At 34.9% G+C, this 19050-nt stretch carries 12 protein-coding genes; 6 read left to right on the top strand and 6 right to left on the bottom strand.

The features are described 5' to 3' along the window. The first annotated feature begins 4 nt into the window (after positions 1-4). The 6 genes from HNQ90_RS07495 to HNQ90_RS07470 are packed head-to-tail and all read left to right on the top strand — an operon-like array spanning position 5 to position 6918. Complete coding sequence (locus tag HNQ90_RS07495) at positions 5-313, top strand: 2Fe-2S iron-sulfur cluster-binding protein (RefSeq protein ID WP_074935620.1); 309 nt, start codon at positions 5-7, stop codon at positions 311-313. A gap of 7 nt (positions 314-320) precedes the next feature. Next, positions 321-1568 (top strand): NAD(P)/FAD-dependent oxidoreductase, encoded by a 1248-nt coding sequence (locus HNQ90_RS07490; RefSeq protein ID WP_144117275.1) that lies wholly within the window; start codon positions 321-323, stop codon positions 1566-1568. Positions 1569-1580: 12 nt separating this feature from the next. Next, complete coding sequence (locus tag HNQ90_RS07485; protein WP_144117274.1) at positions 1581-2696, top strand: Zn-dependent alcohol dehydrogenase; 1116 nt, start codon at positions 1581-1583, stop codon at positions 2694-2696. A gap of 15 nt (positions 2697-2711) precedes the next feature. Beyond that, positions 2712-3578, top strand: a complete 867-nt coding sequence (locus HNQ90_RS07480; protein ID WP_144117272.1) for a LamG domain-containing protein — start codon at positions 2712-2714, stop codon at positions 3576-3578. A gap of 25 nt (positions 3579-3603) precedes the next feature. Next, positions 3604-6105 carry a glycoside hydrolase family 2 TIM barrel-domain containing protein gene (locus HNQ90_RS07475; RefSeq protein ID WP_144117270.1) on the top strand — a complete coding sequence of 834 codons (2502 nt, stop codon included), beginning with the start codon at positions 3604-3606 and terminating at the stop codon, positions 6103-6105. A 9-nt stretch (positions 6106-6114) separates the two neighbouring features. Then, entirely contained in the window at positions 6115-6918 is an 804-nt protein-coding gene (locus HNQ90_RS07470; protein WP_144117268.1) for an alpha/beta hydrolase, read from the top strand. 52 nt (positions 6919-6970) lie between these two features. Here the strand turns inward: HNQ90_RS07470 and HNQ90_RS07465 are convergent, their stop codons facing one another. From HNQ90_RS07465 to HNQ90_RS07440, 6 genes are all read right to left on the bottom strand, one after another. Then, positions 6971-9514: a glycoside hydrolase family 2 TIM barrel-domain containing protein gene (locus HNQ90_RS07465; protein ID WP_241678386.1), complete on the bottom strand. Its 2544-nt coding sequence runs from the start codon at positions 9512-9514 to the stop codon at positions 6971-6973. Positions 9515-9525: 11 nt separating this feature from the next. Continuing rightward, positions 9526-10791: a family 16 glycosylhydrolase gene (locus HNQ90_RS07460; RefSeq protein ID WP_144117266.1), complete on the bottom strand. Its 1266-nt coding sequence runs from the start codon at positions 10789-10791 to the stop codon at positions 9526-9528. Between the two features lie 12 nt (positions 10792-10803). After that, positions 10804-12597 (bottom strand): metallophosphoesterase family protein, encoded by a 1794-nt coding sequence (locus HNQ90_RS07455; protein WP_144117264.1) that lies wholly within the window; start codon positions 12595-12597, stop codon positions 10804-10806. A gap of 17 nt (positions 12598-12614) precedes the next feature. Further along, positions 12615-14456, bottom strand: coding sequence for a sulfatase-like hydrolase/transferase (locus HNQ90_RS07450; RefSeq protein WP_144117262.1), 1842 nt, complete (start codon positions 14454-14456; stop codon positions 12615-12617). Between the two features lie 78 nt (positions 14457-14534). Then, a complete protein-coding gene (locus HNQ90_RS07445) occupies positions 14535-16097 on the bottom strand; it encodes an alpha-L-fucosidase (RefSeq protein ID WP_144117260.1) in 1563 nt (520 codons plus the stop codon). A gap of 154 nt (positions 16098-16251) precedes the next feature. Then, positions 16252-18870: a WD40/YVTN/BNR-like repeat-containing protein gene (locus HNQ90_RS07440; protein ID WP_144117258.1), complete on the bottom strand. Its 2619-nt coding sequence runs from the start codon at positions 18868-18870 to the stop codon at positions 16252-16254. Between the last annotated feature and the right edge of the window lie 180 nt (positions 18871-19050).

The raw sequence follows: 19050 nt of genomic DNA, 5'->3' as shown, positions 1-19050 counted from the left end.
GAAAATGGCTAAAATAACATTTATAACAAGTGATGGAAATACAACAATTGTAGAAGGTTCTACAGGGTCTGTGATGGAATTAGCAGTTCAAAATAAAATTAAAGGTATTGATGGCGACTGCGGTGGCGTTTGCTCATGCGCAACTTGCCATGTACATGTTAATCCAGAACAATGGGACAAAACGGGAGCGCCTGATGAACTTGAAAATGATATGCTAGAATTTGATGATAACGTAAGTGAATACAGTCGTTTATCTTGTCAAATGAAAGTTAGTGAAGATCTAGACGGACTTATCTTAACCGTTGCTAAATAACATTTTAATGAGCAGCACAACACAAAATAAGGTTTGTATAGTAATTGGAGCAAGTCATGCCGGTGTTAATTTTGCCTTTGCACTTCGAAGAGAAGGTTGGGAAGGAGAAATTATCCTGTATGATAACGATAAGGAATTCCCTTATCATCGTCCACCACTTTCTAAAGCCTATTTGACTAGTGAAGAAGGAACGGAACAAAGTTTATTATTTCCGAAGGAAAACTATAAAACCGATAACATTGTTTTAAAATTAGGTATCGCTGTAAACACTATAAACAAAGAAGAAAAAACAATTACGCTTGCTAATGGTAGCGTACAACAGTATGATAAATTAGTAATTGCAACAGGCGCTCGACCGTTCCTCCCTCCTATTCAAGGTCTAGATTTGGCAAAAAACGTTTTTCCAATGCGTACTGCTGAAGATGCTATTAATATTAGAAAAACCATAAATAAATCACTTACAAAAAGAGCTGTAATTATTGGTGGAGGATATATAGGTTTAGAAACCGCCGCATCATTAAAAAAACTAGGTGCAAATGTTGTTGTTTTAGAAAGAGAAGAACGTGTTTTAGCCCGAGTTACAGCACCAGTAATGTCAGACTTTTTCACGCAATTACATCAAAATAATGGTGTTAAAATTCTCACCAGTAAAAATGTAATTTCTATTGAAAACAAAGATGATCACAACGTTGTGGTTTGTGATGATGGCACTAAATTAAATGCCGATTTAATTGTTGTTGGAGTTGGTATTAAAGTGAATAGTGAACTAGCTCAAAATGCCGGAATTGTCATTGAAAACGGTATTAAAGTAGATGAAACCGCCAAAACGAATGATACTGATATTTATGCTATTGGCGATTGTACGTATCATTTTAATCCGCATTACAAATATCATTTGCGTTTAGAATCTGTTCAAAATGCGGTAGACCAAGCTAAAACTGCAGCAAAAGCCATTTGTGAGCAAGAAGTAGTTTACGATACTATTCCTTGGTTTTGGTCGGATCAATTCGATGTAAAACTTCAAATTGTAGGTCTTTCAAAAGGTTATAATCAGATTATTATACGCCAAGAAGAAGCCAAAAACAGCTTTTCAACCTGGTACTTTAAAGACGACGAATTACTAGCTGTAGACGCCGTTAATTTTGCCAAAGCTTATGTGTTGGGAACAAAATTCATCAAATCAAAACAAAAACTAGACAAATCTAAAATCTCAGATTTATCCATACCATTTAAACCAAACAGCTTTTTAGCTTAAAAAAATAAAATTATGCCTATTACATCAAAAGCAGCCATTGCAAAGGGAGACGGCACTTTCATTATTGATACCGTAACCGTTGCAGATCCTAAACCAGATGAAGTTATCGTTAAAATAAAAGCTGCTGGTTTATGCCATACAGATCACGATTCTCTAAACTGGGGAAAACCTATTGTTATGGGGCATGAAGGCGCCGGACTTGTTACCGCAATAGGTAGCGCTGTTTCGAGCGTAAATGTAGGTGATGCTGTTATTTTAAATTGGGCCACTCCTTGCATGACGTGTTTTCAATGTCAAGAAGGAAACCAACATATTTGCGAAAACAACTCCCCAGTAACCGCTGGTGGCAATGGCTATACACCAGGTCATGCTCATATTGAAGGCACACTTTGGGACAACGAACCTATAGAGCGTTCATTTAATATAGGTACCATTTCAGAATATACTTTAGTAAAAGAATCCGCTTGCGTAAAGATTGAAAATAATATACCAATGCCTTCCGCTAGTATTATAAGCTGTGGTGTTATGACGGGTTATGGCTCGGTAGTAAATTCTGCAAAACTTCAAGCTGGTAGTTCGGCTGTTGTTTTAGGCACAGGAGGTGTTGGCCTTAACGTTATTCAAGGTGCCAGAATATCTGGTGCTGCTAAAATTATTGCTATCGATATCAATCAGGAGCGATTAGAAATGGCAAAACAATTTGGCGCAACTCACACTATATTGTCCGATAAAAATGATACAGGTTTAATAAAAGCTTCGGAAGAAGTTAAAAAAATGACCAACGGTAGAGGTGCCGATTATGCTTTTGAATGTACCGCCATTCCAGAATTAGGAGCTGCACCTTTAGCCATGATTAGAAATGCAGGAACAGCAGTTCAAGTAAGTGGTATCGAGCAAGAGATCAATATCGATATGCGATTGTTTGAATGGGATAAAATCTACATTAACCCTTTGTACGGTAAATGTCGCCCGCAAATAGACTTCCCTAAATTAACAAACCTCTATGATAAAGGTGAATTAATGCTAGATGAAATGATAACGCGAACCTATCCGTTAGAAAATTTACAACAGGCATTTGATGATATGCTTACTGGTAAAAACGCAAAAGGTGTTATTGTTTTTGAATAAAAAATTTAATTGAAAATGAAAAAGCTCTATATAATATTATTTACTTGTACATTATTTAACAGCGGGTTATATGCGCAAACACCTGCTCCGGAAGGAAAAAAATGGGTAAAAATCGATAATCTTTCCGATGAATTTGATGGAAAAAAATTAGATAATAAAAAATGGATAGGCGATCCTGAAAAGCATCCAGACTTCGGATGGATTGGAAGACCTCCTGCCCTATTCAAAGAAAGCTCTATCAAAGTCAACAAAGGTTTCATGGAAATTGAAGTTGGAAAATTAGATAAAACCATCACTAGCTTAAAATATAAAACACCATCTATTTACAACTATTACGGTGGTATCATTAGAGCGGTTCAACCTATTTCATACGGTCATTATTTTGAATCTAAATTCAAAATGAGTAAAACCGAAATGGGCGGTGGCTTTTGGTTAATGTCTAGAAATAATTGTGGTAAAAAACACGAAATAGACATTACAGAATCTGTTGGAAGTGTATCGCCTCTAGCTAAAGACTGGGGGAAAATTTGGGACAAAATAATGCATTCTAATACCATTTTTAGAAAAACAGAATGTAACGAAGCTACTAGAAGTCAAGACATGATACTTCCTGAGGTTAAAAATTCTGACAAATTCTATACGTATGGTTGTTGGTGGAAAAGTCCAACCGAACTGTTATTCTACCTCGACGGAAAACATGTATATACCATAAAACCACCTGTAGATTTTGATCAACAACTCTTCATTCATTTTTCTATTGAAAGTTACGACTGGAATCCAATTCCTGAAGATGGCGGAAAAGTTGCTAGTGCAAACAAAGAAGACCGAACTGCTTTCATTGATTATATAAGAACTTATAAGTTAGTAGATTCAAAAGACTAAAACTTCAAATAAAATAGTATACAAAATGAAAAAATACGCATCAATCATAATCTTAATTTGTACCATTAACTTGTTAACGGCTCAAAGTAGAACCGTTGAAATTCTAAAAGACTGGAAGTTTTCTAATTACGATTATGGAGCGGCTTTTCAAGAAAATTTTGATGATGCGGAATGGGAAAACGTTACCGTACCTAATGATTGGGCAGTAAAAGAAGATTTTAACTTCACCCATGATATCCAACTAACCATGGTGATTCAAGATGGTGAAACCAAGCCAAAATATAGAACAGGAAGAACAGGTGCTTTACCTTATGTCGGTATTGGATGGTATAGAACAAAACATACTATTTCGGCAGCCGATTTAGAAGAAAAAGTTCAATTGATGTTCGATGGAGCCATGAGTAATACTAAGGTTTACGTAAACGGCACATATGTTGGTGAGCGCCCATTTGGTTATATTTCTTTCTACTTTGATATTACTAAATTCTTAAAACCCGGAGATAACACCATTGCTGTTAGGTTAGAAAACTTCAATAGCCAATCGCGTTGGTATCCTGGTGCTGGTTTGTACAGAAAAGTATCGATTACTAAAATGAATAAAACCCATATTAAAACATGGGGAACCTTTGTTAGCACACCTCAAATCACTAAAAAACAGGCCTTAGTACATTTAGATTTAGAAGTTTTAGGTGAAGGTGATTACACGCTGTTAAATGAAATTATCGATCCAAACGGAAAACAAATTACACAAAGTTCAAAATCTATTTCTTTAAATGGCGAAGAGAAACTATCTGAAGATTTTAAAGTTACAAAACCGCAACTTTGGGATATTAAAACACCTCATCTTTATAAATTAAAAACGTCAATTTTAAAAAATGGAAACCTAGTTGATTCTTATATTACTAATTTCGGAATTAGAAGTATTCGTTTTGAACTAGACGGCTTTTATTTAAACGATAAAAAAACACGTTTTAAAGGCGTGAATATGCATCATGATTTCGGGCCTGTTGGTGCGGCTTTTCATAAGGAACTTTTTGTTCGTCAAATGAAAAAGATGAAAGATATGGGCGTAAATGCTATTCGATTTTCTCACAATCCGCCAGCACCTGAAGCTTTAGATATTTGTGATGAAATGGGTATTCTAGCCATTGATGAGGCTTTTGATGAATGGCAATTAGGCAAGGTTTTAAACGGTTACTCTAAACAGTTCGATTTATGGGCTAAAAAAGATCTTAGCGACATGATTTTAAGAGATAGAAATCACCCAAGTATCATTATGTGGAGTATTGGAAATGAAATTATGGAGCAATACAAACATGACCCTAATAACATTACTGCTTACCTAAATGATATTGTAAAAACACTAGATAGCACTCGTGCTACTACCGCTGGCTTTAACTCCGCTAATAATGCTTTAGAAAGTGGTATGGCAGCTACAGTTGATGTGGCTGGATTTAATTATAAACCAGGGATTTATCATAAAATAAGAGAACATTATCCAAATTTAAAGTTTTATGCAAGTGAAACAGGAGGTGCGTTAAGTACTAGAAACTCCTATAAATTTCCTGTTGTTTTTGATACGCTACAAAATAAAAGAGGGACCTCTGTAAATACAGAATTATATGCCGATGGTCAACCTGGAAACTATGAAAACACCAATGTACCTTGGGGTTATGCACCATACAAAGAATTAGCCTCACAAGAATATAACGATTTTGTTTACGGTGATTTTATTTGGACGGGTTACGATTATTTAGGTGAACCATCTCCATACCACACAGCAAAATCAAGAAGTTCTTACTTTGCTCCTGTTGATATGGTAGGTTTAGAAAAAGACAAATTCTATTTATACAAAAGCGAATGGAATGAAGATGCTGAAGTTTTACATGTCTTCCCGCATTGGTCACTCCCTGAAATGGCAGGTAAAGAAATCCCTGTGGTTTGCTATACCACTTACGACAAAGCTGAACTGTTTGTAAACGGCAAAAGTTATGGTATTAAAACGAAGGAAAAACCACTTGTACCAGAATTTCTAGCTAAAGACATAAAAAAAGAAGCTTCGGGTGGTACAACTATGGCTCAGTTAAAAGCCTATGCTATGGTTTGGGAGCATGTTGTTTACGAGCCTGGTGAAGTTAAAGTTGTTGGATATAACAAAAAAGGTAAGAAAGTAGCAGAAACTAAACGAGTTACTCCTGGCAAACCTCATCATATTCATATTAAAAATGAAGTACAAAAAATAAACGATGGTGAAGTTGCCGTGTACGTGGTTTCTGTGGTAGACAAAGACGGAAATTTAAACCCACATTACAACAAAACCATGAGTATTGAAGTTAGTGGTGCCGCTCAATTTTTAGCATCAGGAAATGGCGATCCAACCAATGTACAAAACCTATCGAAACCTACTAGAGATTTTTTTAACGGACAAGCTGTTATTTATGTACAATCCAAATCAAAAGGAGCCATTGTATTAAAAACAGTTTCAGGTGAGTTAGAAGGCACAAATACAGCAGTTATTGTAAACTAAGCAAGCAGTATGGAATCAAAATTTAGAACAACAGAACTATCAAATCCAGAATTTGAAAGTAATAATCTTCGGTTTATAACAGTAAAAACGCCTAATTTAAAAGGTCGTGGCGATATTTGTGTATTTGTACCACCAATGAAGAATCTTAACGATATTCCTATTGTAACATTATTGCATGGTGTTTATGGAAGTGCTTGGATTTGGGCGCACAAAGCTGGTGTTCATTTTACGGCATTAAAAATGATGGAACTTGGTATCTTAAAGCCTATGGTTATTGCTATGCCTTCGGATGGCTTATGGGGCGATGGTTCTGCATATTTACCACACAATAGTAAAAACTTTGAAAACTGGATTGTTGAAGATGTAAATAACGCTATTATTGAAAATATTGATTGTACGAGTACTAAATCTAATTTGTTCATCTCAGGGTTATCTATGGGTGGCTATGGCGCTTTACGTTTAGGAGCAAAACATCCCGAAACTTATAGTGCTATTTCCGGACATTCTTCCATAACTGATATTACACAAATGCATTTATTTGTGGAAGAAGATGAAGCCCTTTACACCGAAAACGGACAAACAGAAACTTCTGTTTTTGATATGATGCTAAGTAATAAAAACAACTTGCCGCCTACCCGATTTGATTGTGGAAAAAACGACCTCTTAATTGAACATAACAGAAAACTTAACAACCAATTAATAGCACAAAAAATCCCTCATGTCTATGAGGAATTTGAAGGAGCTCATGAATGGACTTATTGGCAAGAACATATTAAAAAGTCCTTGTTATTTTTCAATAATATTAATACTTAATTTTTAATGCTCCTGAAAGCTTGAAAACCTTCAGGAGCATAAATTAGATTAATTATTCAACTTGAATTACCACCAAATTACTTTTAAGATTTGATGCTTTAGCTTTTATATTAATCTTTCCTTTTTTATCTTTTAAAGCCTGTACTAACAATAATGCTTTTCCTTTGGAAGTTATGATTTTATTCGATTGAAAATCTTGAATATTATCCTTTGAGCCATTATCAACACCCAAAACTTTAACATTACCATCTACATTGAAAGTTAATTCTGTATTTTCAGTTTTTACTTCTAACCCGTCTTTATCCACTAATTGAGCAATGATGTGAGCTACATCATACCCATCGGAATTTAAAGTGGTCTTATCTACAGATAATTTAATGGCCACAGCAGCAGATGTCGTTTTTAATACAGACTCAACCTCTTGTCCTTCAAAACCTGCACGTGCTGTTAATGTACCAGCTTCAAAAGGAACTACCCAACGTAAAATTCTATCAGGATTATCACTTAAACTTCTACTTCCCAATGAACGATTATTTAAAAACAATTCTACTACATGGTTATTTGTTGGAACTTCAACCACCACTAACTCTCCTGGTTTATAATTCCAATGCATGTTGGCTTTACTATTATTCCAATTCAATACTTTTTTAGAAGATGCTACAGCTTTTCCACTTAAAGAATCGCTTTCAAAACCAGAACCTTCTAAAGGTGTTGTGCCAATAGACACATGTGGTTTATTCACCCAAATACTTTTAAAATAATACCAACCTTGCTTCTTAAAACCTGCAAAGTCTAATAAATCGCCATCCCATCCTTTTTGAGGCCATTTATTTGTAGCCTCGCCCATGTAATCGATACCTGTCCACATAAACATACTAAACACCATCGGGTTTTCTATAATAGAATTCCAATCTTGCCAACCGCCTGAGTTCTCTGTACCGGTAAATAATTTATTCGGATAGTTTTTCTTACTCCAATGGTACTGATTGGTTTGATAACTAAACCCAACCACATCTAAAGCATCGGCATAACCAGAAGCTAAACTTGCTACGGGTATAATTAAATTAGCGGTTACAGGACGTGTTTGGTCCATTTCTTTAACCCACTTAGATAATCGCTTTGCGGTTTCGGCTAATTTAAATTTTCTGTCTGGCAACGCATTGTAACGCGCTTTCATTTCTTCTTTAGTTAGATACGGAATTTTATTCCAATACCCACCTTTTACTTCGGGATCCCATAAACCACTTACGTGCTTATAGCCCTCATAAGTCCATTCAATCTCATTACCAATACTCCATTGAAATACAGAAGGATGGTTTCTATCTCTTAACATGGTTCTCTTTAAATCGCTTTCTCCCCATTTTTGAAAATGTTCAGTGTAACCTCTTGTAATGTACTGCACACTTTTTTCATTCATGTTGTGCTGCTTATCTTTAGGGTTATCCATTTCATCAAAAATTTCGTTTTGAACCAAGAATCCCATCTCATCACAAAGATCTAAGAATTCTTCTGAAAAAGGATTGTGAGAGGTACGGATAGCATTTACACCACCTTCTTTCAAGATTTGTAATCTTCTTTCCCAAACACCTTTAGGAACAGCAGCACCAACCAAACCAGCATCATGATGCAAACAAACACCTTTTACATAAGTTGGTTTACCGTTTAGGAAGAATCCTTTGTCTTTATCGAATAATAAACTCCTTATTCCAAAAGGCGTTGTGTAGGTATCTATCACTTTTCCTTTTACAGATACGTTGGTTATTACTTTATATAAATTAGGATGCTCTGTATCCCATAACTTAGGATTTGCGACTTGTAAACTTTGTAAAACCTCTATTTCTTTACCTGAACCTATTTTTGTTTCTTTCTCTTGAAGGGTAACCGTTTTACCTTGGTTATCAATAATTTTTGTGATTAACGTGATATTCTGATTTTTACTATAACCATTTTTAATTTTGGTCTGTATTTGAACCGTTGCAACTTCTGTACTAACTTCGGGTGTAGTTACAAAAGTTCCCCAAATAGGAATATGTAATTTATCTACCGTTATTAACTTTACATGTCTGTAAATACCACTTCCTGTATACCAACGGCTGTCCACATAACGAGAATGATCTACATGTACGGTTAATATATTTTTAGTGCCGTCTGTCTTTAAAACTTCTGTTAAATCGAAATAAGTTGGTGAATAACCATATGGATTTTCGCCTAATAATTTACCATTTAGCCAAAAGGTTGCATTATTATAAACACCATCAAACAATACAAATACGTTTTTTGAAGTCGCATTAGCAGGTGTATCAAAATGTTTTTGATATATGCCAACACCTCCCGGTAAATATCCCGTAGCACCATCTAAATCTTCACTAAACGATGCTTCTACACTCCAATCGTGTGGCAAGCGCACATCTCTCCATTTAGTATCATCTAAAGGTAAATTTGTTGGAGTTTTAGTATCTTCAACTAATGTGAACTTCCAATTAAAATTAAAATCTTGAGTTCGTTCTTGTGCATAAAAACTATTGCACCATACTAATAACGTCAATAATAATCCTAGTCTTCTCATTGCTTTTCTTCCCATTTTATAATTATTCATTACTAAAAATATTAACGGATTGTAAAAAATAAAGTGCTTGTATCTAAGGCTCCTTTAGATTTATTTTCCTCGTTAATATCTCTAATTAATGCTTCTACAACATAAGTTGCAGATTTAGACATTTTTTTATCTACATTGAATATAACCTCCATATGTCCATAACCTGGATACACATCAATTGTTTTTTCAAAAACTTTTTTATTCCACTTTTCTTTTAGTTTATCTGTAGTTTCAGAAATTTTTATATAAATTTTTCTGTGTTCATTTGCCTTAAAACTTAAAGGAATTTTCAACCCGTCAGTCACTTCCATTAAGGTTTCTACTTCCGAAAAAATGATGCTTTCATTATATAAATTTAAACCCTTCTCATAAGACTGATCGATATCTTTAGCATCAACATCAACCATATCATAACCTCTTACCCAATCATAATACACTGTGTTTTTACTAGGGTCTGATAATTCTTCATCTGTTGGTAATTCTATCCAAGGAAACGGATACGTTTCAGATACCAATCGCATATACATAGGTCTGTTAAAAGGCTTGTCAACTATCTCATCATAAAACTTCATGTGCTTAGGAGCTCTATCATCATAATAAAGTGTTGCTGTTTTTTCATCTCGCCACCAACCACCATACACATGAAAATCTTTTGAGGCTAACTCTTTATTAACAAACTTTACAGCCGGCGCTCTTAAATCGTGCCTTTTCTTATCGCAGTCTGTGTACCAAAAGTGACCATTAGAATTCATGCCATTAGAAAAAAAACTACCTGCAAAATCACCGCTTCTACCAATACATTCTTGTATATCCCATTCTTGACCATATTTATCGCATCCATTCGGGCCATCTTCAGCACCTATGGTCGAAAACCAAAATGTAGTAGACATGGTAGTTGCAGCCGCCTTTGCACGACACTCATAATACCCAAGAAATGCCGTTTTTTTTGAAACGACTGCACCTCCAGCAATATTAAATTTTAGCTCTCTACCATAGGCTTTTACAATGGTATCTTTTTCTAACTTCTCTCCTTTAATTTGCAAAAAACCATTTTTCACGGATACCTGTGAAGGCAAAAATATACCTGGTTCTCTACCTTTCCATGAAGGATGATAATCGTACCATTTATCTGAATCTAAAGTCTCACCATTAAATTCATCTGAAAAACTAGGGTTAATTACCCAACGCTTCCCTATTGGTGGTTCTGGTGGTCCGGATTGTGCACTTACATGGCATATACTCGCAAATATTAAGAGTAAGCCTATATATTTTTTCATAGCAGTGTTATTTTATAAATCTATTTTGATTGTTTTATTGTTTTTCTTGATGGCTTCAATATCAAAAAGGTGTTTTACATTAGCTCCTTCACCTACTTCAATAGCATACATGTTTGATTGTAAAACCTTTGGTTTATAAGTATTTCCTTTTATTCTTAAAGAAGACACTACGGCTTTGGTGTATTGATTTCTAATGGTAACAACTTGATTCGTTTTGTTCAATTGTAACTCAGGTAATTCGAAACCATTTTTAATTAAAAAATTATCTTGTTGATTGAAGGTTACCGGCCATCCATCATAAGGCTTTGCATTAGGTGCAAACATATCTACATTTCTTGCCCAACACTCATAAGTAGTTTGGCGAGACGCTTTATTAAAACGAATAATACCATATCCTGAAGCCCTGCCATTTAATAGGTTTTCTTTTGCTGTATTATCCTCATGTGTTGGATTAGCTATTGCGTGTACTGTTATTTTATTGTGAAAAGCATCCAAATACTCGCCGGTATAATTAGGCCTTCCTTTTACATGATTTTTACCTGGAGCATCGGGTTTAAACCAACGCATCCAAAAGTTTGAAGCTGCAGGCACTGCAAAAGAATATCCTGCATTATTCCAATCTTCAATTCCATGATGCAATACCGAACCCAAATGTTGATCGCCAGCAATCATGCATGAAAAACTTTTTCGAATAACAGACAATGCTTTGTTTCTACCTGCTTGAGGCCAACCATTAGAATCTACACTATACCGTTGCTTTTTTTGCAATGTTGGCGAATGTGTAGTTACGTTAGCAAAAATGGTTTGAGATAAAACGGCTTTCATTTCGGCATCTTTCCAATCGGTAGTCCAAGCTTCTAAAAAATCTAATTGTCGGTTTCCTAACAAAGTTGCTCCTTGTACATCCATTTCGCGAGTGTCTTCAAAACGTCCTTTCTCTAAAACACGTTTAGGACCGGATTTAAACTTTCTATCTTCTAAAATCGCAAAACTTATACCGCCCCAATTATAATCTGTATAATACACTCCAATGCCTTGTTCTACTGGTGTAGGATCAAAAGGATCGGGTAAATGACTTGTTTGTGCACGCTCCACCTCTTTAATATATTCCACAGGCATATAATAACCTCCAAGGTTTCCATCTCGATTCGGTGACTTTCTGCCGCCATCTCCCCATAAATTACCTTGCCCTATATCATGATCGTCTGGTATAACAATGGTTGGTGTATTTCTAATAATATCTCCAAAAACTTCTCCAAATTTTAACCAATATCCGTAATGGTCACTATGATCGTAAGATTGGTCTCCTGCAAAAAAGAGCACATCAGGCTTTAGGGTATTTAAATTATTAAGAATATCATCTGCAGGTCCTTGTCCGCCATGTCTCTTATAAATGGACCAACAAGAAAACGCCGCCATAATAAGTTCTTCTTTATCTTTTGGATTTTTGCGTATTATACCATCATAAAAAAATTGATTTTTATAAGCTACTCGGTATTCTTTTTCTTGAGTATCATCCCAATTATCTATTCTGAAATGAACTGTATAACCAGGATATTGAATTCTCGCTTCCTGAACATCTTCCCATTTATTATTATTCTTAATTTGTAATAAAGCCGTAAACGGATTGTAATCTTTAACTGGGTAAAATTGTGCCGTTAGCTTTAAAGTTTGCTCATGTACCGTGTACAAAGCAAAACAGATTGCATTGTTTTTTTTAACGTTAGATATTTCGGTAGATTTTTGTGCTTTAACCAAACTTAACGCGAGAAAAAAACAAATATAAAACAGAATATTCTTTTTCATTCTTTATTCGTTTTATGTTATAATTTTAGATTGTAATCATGAGCTCCAGGAGCAAAATTGCTGCGAAACAACTCCGTTCCATCACCACGTTTCCCCCATTTTACTTCAACTCTATTGTCTCCTAAAACAACGTTTATCAACTTCTCTTTCATTTTTTCTGCAATGGTTGCATACTTTTTATCAAAGGCTAAATTGTTGATTTCATTCGGATCGTTTTTCATATCATACAATGCAGGATCTAAGTCTTTATAACTCGCATGTAATGCCCAATCCATATTTTCGCCACGTTTTTTATCAGGACGCGTTTGCATTGAAAACACATATTCTTTGGTTCGAATAAAAGCTCTAGGACCTGTAACCGCATGACTTTCGCCTACAATATAATCTCTTGACGGAATAGATTCTGATGCTATTTTAGCCATATCCAAACCATCTAAATAATTAAATTTTTCATCTTCTAATTTAGCACCCGATGCTGCTAAAATGGTTGGAGCAATATCAACAAACTCAGTAAAATCTCTTACCACCTTTCCTGCTGGAAATGCTTTTTTATCTGACGATACCACTACTATTGGATTATGACTATCAATTTCCCATGATGAAAACTTAGAAACAGATCCGTGATCGTTCAACTTCCAACCATGATCTCCGCAAACGTAAACAATGACCCAAGGTTGCTTTTTTGCTTCACTATATTTGATAAAAGCATCTGTAGCTTCTCCTATTAAAGCATCGCCATAAGCACAAAAAGCATAATAATCTTGAATCATTTTTTGCTTTTCTTCATCTGTAAAGTCATCTGAATACGCATTATTAATTTGTTTTTTTAATTGCTTAGGCATGTTTTCTAATTCCTTCTTATTAAAAGTAGGAACCTTATAAGTATATTTTTGAAAACGATTTCTATAACTTGCAGGAGGCAATACCGGCGTGTGAGGAAAATCGAATCCGATATGGCAAAACAACGGCTTCTCTGTATTTACACCTTTAAAGGTTCTAGAACCTACAGTGAATTCTTGATTTTCATTTTTTAGATAATCTTCAAATATTGAAGCATAGTAACCATCTCTTGTTTTTCCTGCTTTTCGACTACTAACACCTGCTAAGATAATCCCGCTGTAATCAGACTTTGGTTCCTTTTTACTATATTTTCTAAATAAATCATACTTTGCAACAGATGTAGTAGCTGTACCTTTATACTTGGTAAACTTGCTTTCTAAATCTTTTGGTATAACGTATTCAAATTTACCATCAGGAGTTACAAAAAACTCTAAATTCTTGATTGGTTTATCAAATTTCTTTCCATCTAATTCGTAAAACCAATCTTTTCCCCAATCCGTTAAACCATCCCGCCTTAATTGCTTAAAATCAATATTTTTTTGGAACACTTCCGCAGATTTTAATTTTCCATTTTTCGTTGTTTTTAAACGAAAACCAAGTTTACCAATATGCAAAGTCTCATACCCTAAATCGGCCATTTGTTCTGGCAAGCTAGGTTTAGAATGTTCTGCTTGATTATTATGATATTCAAACTCATAAACTCCAGACCTGAAAGGATAACGTCCCGTCATCATTGAGGCTCGCGAAGGTGCACAACCTGTTGCCTGACAATAGGTATTGATAAACGTAGTTCCTTCTTTAGTTAATTTATCTATGTTTGGAGATTCTACGTAACCCAATGCACTCATTTCTCGACCATCTAGAATTTTATTAAAAGCGCGAATAGCATCATAACGCTGATCGTCTGTTAATACCCATAAAATATTTGGTTTTGGTTGTTCTGCTTGCTGTGCATTTACATATTTAAACGTCACCAAAAACACAACACACAGTAATTTACTTATCTTTTTAAATTTCATTATATAAACTTTGTTTTTAGAGTGTTTTTATTCAAAATATGTCGGTTAAAATTTATTTATTAAACAAACTATAATACTTTAATCTTCGTGAGCACCAACATCACCACCAATATTATTTTCGGTGTAACCTTCTAAAACAATTCTAAAAGCATGAGCATAATCTGTTGGGAATGCTTTGGGAGATTGAATAACAAGTCCTTTTTTAGTTCTTTCCCATTTAATAGTTTCATTACTACCTAGCAATTCTATTTTTAAAATTCGAGAATTTAATGCTCCAATTTCAGTGCTTAATGTTTTTATTACAATCTCGTTTTCTGGCTTATCCATTACGATAGCAAAGAATTCTTTATCCGATTTTTTAGTAAATCGAATGTCGGTATTCTTGTAAGCTATTTTAACCTTGTCTTCTACTTTATGTCCTCCTTCTGGTAAACGTGTTGGGCCTTCACCAAAAACAATCCAAGGGCGTGTGCCATAGATAGCATCTCCATTTATATTTAACCAAGCTCCCATATCTATAAGTAAATCTTCCATAACCTGAGGAATAGATCCATCAGGATTTGGTGGTACATTTAACAGCATTAAACCGTTTTTAGAAACAATATCTACCAATATATCTACCAATTCGTTTGGAGATTTAAACTGAGCTCCAGGGCGATAAAACCATGCTCCGGGCGATGTATCTGTTAACCATGGGTTTTCTTTTGGCTGATTTGGACGCCCGCGTTCGTAATCTTTTATTGCTGTAGTTTCTGTAAATGTGGTTTCTTTATAACAAACAGCAACATCTTTATTCCATTCTAAACCTTTGTTGTAGTAATAAGCTAAGAATTTAAGACGAGATTCCTCCGTCATGTTTTCTAACCACCAATCAAACCAAATTAAATCGGGCTGATAAACATCAATAAACTCCTTTAACTTCGCCCACCAATCTTCATAAAACTGAGCATCTGGAGTATCAGAATCTAATGCATGTGGATTTGTATATAAATCATAATCTTTTGGATCAATACCGCCGTGTGCATGAGCCGGCGCAAAGTATTTCCATGTAAATGCGTGATGGAAAGATCCCATAAATTTTAGACCTTTGGCTTCAATTTCTTTTTTTAACGCCGCCGAAGGATCAATACCTCCGTAATTCATAGAATTCCAACGTGTTGCTTTACTATCCCACATTGCAAAATTATCGTGATGCATGGCTACTGGACCAGCAAATTTAGCGCCTGATTTCGCAAACAAATCTGCCCATTTTTTAGCATCAAAACCAGTAGTTTCAAATTGTTCTATAATGTGTTTGTAACCAAAATCTTTTGGATGTCCATATTTCTTTGAATGATGTACGAAATTATTAGAAGGTTTTCCATTAGGCTGAGGCACAATCTTGCCATCTACATACATTTTCATCCCATGCCAACCTGCATACCATTTATCTGGATCGGCACCTTCAAAAGCAGATGATACAGGTCCCCAATGTGCATAGATTCCAAATTTGGCATCTTTGAACCAATCTGGTGCTTGATTTACTGCTTCTATTGATTTCCAATTTTCTTTAAAAGGTTCTCTATTCTGGCTATTTATGTAATTTGAAACACAAAATACTAGAATGAATAAGAATAACGAAGGGCGCTTAATAAGTCTCATTTGATTAATTTATAAATACATATACAAAGGTCGCAGAAACCATATTCTTTCATTATTCACTTGTGTAAAAGACAATAACAAATGGTTTTTTTAGCGTTTTTTTTATCTAAAACACTAAAAAAACCTTGCTGTATATATGAGTTTGAAAGATTTTTTATTTGGACCAACCTTCTGTCGATCCGTTTAAGTAAGTAATAAACCAACCTGATCCCCATGCCGCACTCCACAGTACATTTTTATTATACGGATCTGGTTTTACATCTACCATTTTATTAGGTTGCCCAAGGCCATTGTTAATTTTTGTCCAGCTTTTTGCTCCATCTTGAGACAGATAAATCCCTGGATTCATAAACTCTTTACACATATGTCCTGCTTGTCCAGCCACACTAATTACAATTAATTTTTCATCTAATGGAGAAGTTTCTACTTGCCATACAAAAGGCGCTTTAAAAATTTGTTCCCAAGATTTGCCGTTGTTTTTACTTCTCCAAACGCCTCCTTCTTCATAGGTTCCAGTACGTCTGCCCGTTGCTATGTATAAGTTCTGACTATTTCTATCTATAAACACATTGTTTACAGCTTTAATTTGTGATGGAATACGCATTTTTTCCCAAGACGTTCCTTTATTTGTAGATTTATATAAACCTCCATTACTATCATTTAAAGCAGCATAAATAATATTTGGGTTTTCAGGATCTAGCTTAATTCTTCTTACACTTGCTCCTTTATGAAAACCTTTAATGCTTAATTCCCATGTATACCCTCCATCAAAGGAACGATAAAAACCTAATCCTCCTTTGGTTAGTTTTGCCATTCCGTTTCCTACCTCTGCAATAGGTTTAAACACTGTACAGAAATACATGTTTTTGGGTTCTTTAGGATCAATTTTTAAAGAATATTGAGTTACCAAACCTCTATAAGACGGATTGTCTGCTTCTAAGATAGTCGCTATATTTTCCCAAGTTTTTCCTCCATCTTGCGTTCTACGTAATTTTCCTCTGTGCTCTTGTCTCCAAGCCAAAGAATAAATTGTATTTGGATCGTTAGGGTGAACTGCCATAGTGGAAGTTGAATGTTGCCCATGCATTCCACTATGGTCGTGCACTTGCCCATCTATTTGTTCTACAGCCACAGCTTGTTTATCTGGCCAACCATCTAAATCTGTTGTTTGCCACAAACCATGCTCTCCACTAGCTAATAAGCGTCTTCCTTTAATTCCTGTTTCGTGTAACATGTATCTCCCAGGTAAATCACTATCGCCTCTACCAATCCATTTGTTGCTTCCTGGCGAGGTTTCAAAATCGTCTACTTGTTGCCAAGTTTTACCATGATCTTTAGATTTTAAAGTTTGTTGATCTATACCAATAAATACTTCTCCTTTTACATTAATAGCCAACATACGATTTCCGGAACGTTCTGATCCGTTATCCATATTGACTTGCAAGTGTGCAAATTCAATATTATCTCCTATTGGGTTATTTCTACTTGCCCAATAGGCTTTATCTTTTTTAGCTTTCCAGTACATACCGTTTCTAGCACAAACAATCCATGTTTTACCACCGTTGTCTGTTTTCCAAAGATCTCCTGCTCCAAAACTTTTATCGTGTTTTTTATTAAAAGCAACATAAATTTCATCTTTATTTAACGGATTTACCACCAACCTATTAAAAACCGGTAACGCTTCTGTAGGTAATTCTTTTAGCTCTGCTTTAATTTGTTGTTTAGTTTGTCCAAACCAATAACCAATAGTGTTGTAATACCTATCTATCTCTGAAGAAAAACTAATCTCATTTAAATCAATAGCTATGTTTCCGGTAATGTTTGTCCAAGATTTTCCTTCATCTATACTTTTATAAACACCTCCTTTAGATGTTGTTGTATTTCCTGATTTTTTATAAACCGTTTGTTCTATTAAAAACAATTCGAAATCGCCTGTTTTAGGGTTGTAATATGATGTTAAATCGCGAGGTAAGTTATTTGGTAGTCCCTTGTTCGCTGCTTTCCAATCATCTCCTGCATTTTCACTTACAAAAAAACCATAATTACTTGCTATAAAAATAGTTGAAGGCTTTTTAGGATGATAAATAATTCTAGCCACATCTAAATTTCCAGAAATATCTGTTGCAATTTTAGACCATGATTTCCCTCCATTTTTCGTTTTTAAAATATAGCCATAGCTTGCTCTTTCATGAATATTTCCATGTGGTTGAGCTAAACTTCTGTGATTATCTTTTACATTCCAAAAATCGCCTGCCCCTATTAACCATTCTTTATCATTTTCAGGATTAATAGCTACTTGAGTATGCGCATTACTTACATGCTTTCCGCTAGTTCTAGGAATATCGTAAATTAAATTCCAGGTTCTACCTCTATCATTTGAGGTATACACACCACCGGCACGCTCTATAGCGACTCCAAAATCGGGATTTTGTTCAGAAAATGTAATATCGAGAACACGCTCCATATCTAAACCAAGACCATCAGAATCTTTTATGGTATGCCAAGACTTCCCATTATCCCAAGTGCCATAGCTAACATGCATATCTGGCCCCATAAACATAACGTTTGGATCTGTAGGATGGCACCAAAACTCTTCGTTATAGCCAGACATTCCTGGTCCGAAGTTTTTCCAAACAACAGATGGGTCTGAAATTACTTTTTCAGTTTTAATTTTCTTGAAAAAAGCAGTAGAACTTTCAGTCTTTTTTTGTTGAGAAAAACCTACTATGCTCCCAAATAAAAGGGCAGTTATTAATGTGAAATTTCTTTTCATATTTATTGAAAAATTATTTCAATAAAACTACCCTTAAGTTTTTCAATTTTTAAACAGATATGTTTTTACCAACAGAACATATGGTCTAAATATTAATCATTTTTAGTTCACCCAACATTTACTAAATGGGATGTTCCCTTCTTAAACCCAAGTAAAACATACAGTAATATTACTTACCGG

The sequence above is a fragment of the Algibacter amylolyticus genome, from assembly GCF_014202225.1.
Classification (GTDB): domain Bacteria; phylum Bacteroidota; class Bacteroidia; order Flavobacteriales; family Flavobacteriaceae; genus Algibacter_B; species Algibacter_B amylolyticus.
This window is presented reverse-complemented; position numbering and strand designations above follow the sequence as displayed.